The following is a 1,811-nucleotide window of genomic DNA, read 5'->3' as shown; positions in this document are numbered from 1 at the left end:
AAAATCAAAAACTACCTGACTGAATTCAACTTAGAATACAACGAAGATGAGCCTGATCTCGCTATTTCTGTGGGAGGAGATGGGACACTCTTAGAGGCTTTTCATACGTACGTCCATCGTTTGGACGAAACGGCTTTTATCGGGATTCATACAGGGCATTTAGGCTTCTATGCTGATTGGATGCCTGAAGAGCTTGAAAAACTAATCATAGAAATTGCCAAGACTCCATTTCAGGTTGTGGAATATCCGCTCCTTGAAGTCACCATTCGTCCGAAAAACGGTGGAGAAGAAGATCGATACTTAGCCCTTAATGAATGTGCCATAAAAACGTCTGAAGGCTCCGTGGTGTTCGATATTGAAATTAAAGGGGATCATTTTGAAACATTCCGTGGAGATGGGCTCTGTATATCCACACCCTCCGGAAGTACAGCCTACAATAAAGCACTCGGAGGAGCCATTCTCCATCCATCGATCGAGGCGATCCAAATTGCTGAGATGGCTTCGATTAACAATCGTGTTTTCCGGACCATTGGTTCACCTTTAATTTTGCCGAGCCATCACACGTGTTTGTTGAAACCGTTGAATGAACGAAGTTTCCTGTTTACGATTGACCATATTACACGCACATACAAAGACGTGAAATCCATCCAATGCCGAGTGGCCCGCGAGAAGGTTCGTTTTGCAAGGTTCCGTCCGTTTCCTTTCTGGAAGCGAGTCCACGATTCCTTTGTATCGGATGAGCACAACCATTGAGTCGATTGATAAAAACGTGGCAGACTCCAGAAATATGGGATGGCCATTCGGTTAAAGCCTTTCTATTCGACCATGCACGATTCTCAAGACAGTTATTTAAGCGAGTCAAGGAAGAAGGCAAGGTTTTAGTAAACAACAGGACTACCGAATTGTGGAGGCCGCTGAAGATGCATGATAAAGTGACGGTCCATTTTCCAATAGAAAAACGTGGAGAGCGGATTTTTCCAGAGGAAGGTCCGCTCTCCATCGTCTACGAGGACGAAGACTTGATTGTGATTGATAAGCCCGCTGGCCTTGCCGTCACACCTTCTATCGACCGTACAAAGACGTCGGTGGCGAACCGGCTGCTTCATTACTATGATGAAAAGGGAATCACTTCCACTGTCCACATTGTAACGAGGCTTGACAGGGACACATCAGGATTAATGGTGGTAGCTAAACATGCGTACAGCCATATGATGATGACGAAGAAAATGAAGCTCGTTAACCGGAGATATAAAGCCCTCGTTCACGGAGTCATCTCTCAGGATGAAGGACTGATAGACGAACCGATTGCAAGGAGTGAAGGTTCCATCATCAGAAGAAAAGTATCTAGTGAAGGGAAGGCTTCTCAAACGCTTTTTCATACAGAAGAACGGTACGAAGCTTTTACCCTTGTAGGACTCGAACTTTTGACAGGGCGTACCCATCAAATTCGTGTACATATGGCTTATATCGGGCATCCGCTTGCAGGGGACACATTGTATGGAGGCACTGAAATGGAGTTTCTGACAGGACAAGCACTGCATTGTCATTCTGTTGAATTTATTCATCCATGGACGAAAGAGAAAATGCTCTTTACATCTGACTTACCAGCATCGTGGAGGAAATTCCGCACATAGAAAAGACTGGATCTTGAGGCCCAGTCTTTTTTTGATGTTTGAAATGGAGATTTATACTAATGTGATTAGGGGAAGAGAGATATAAGCTTGAGTTTGTCAATGGAGAAAGGTGAGCAATCATGTATGGGTTTATGATCATTATCGGTTTAGTCCTCATCGTTGTTTTCTTTTATATTT

At 44.1% G+C, this 1,811-nt stretch carries 2 protein-coding genes; both read left to right on the top strand.

The window, feature by feature from the left end:
* Positions 1-753: NAD kinase (locus LD39_RS19490; RefSeq protein WP_035552206.1), on the top strand; the 753-nt coding region annotated here is incomplete at its 5' end.
* A complete protein-coding gene (locus tag LD39_RS19485; RefSeq protein WP_231572621.1) occupies positions 750-1,634 on the top strand; it encodes an RluA family pseudouridine synthase in 885 nt (294 codons plus the stop codon). The genes LD39_RS19490 and LD39_RS19485, both read left to right, overlap by 4 nt.
* Positions 1,635-1,811: the final 177 nt, after the last annotated feature.

Origin of the sequence: Halobacillus sp. BBL2006, from assembly GCF_000786645.1 — a bacterium.
GTDB lineage: Bacteria > Bacillota > Bacilli > Bacillales > Halobacillaceae > Halobacillus.
This window is presented reverse-complemented; position numbering and strand designations above follow the sequence as displayed.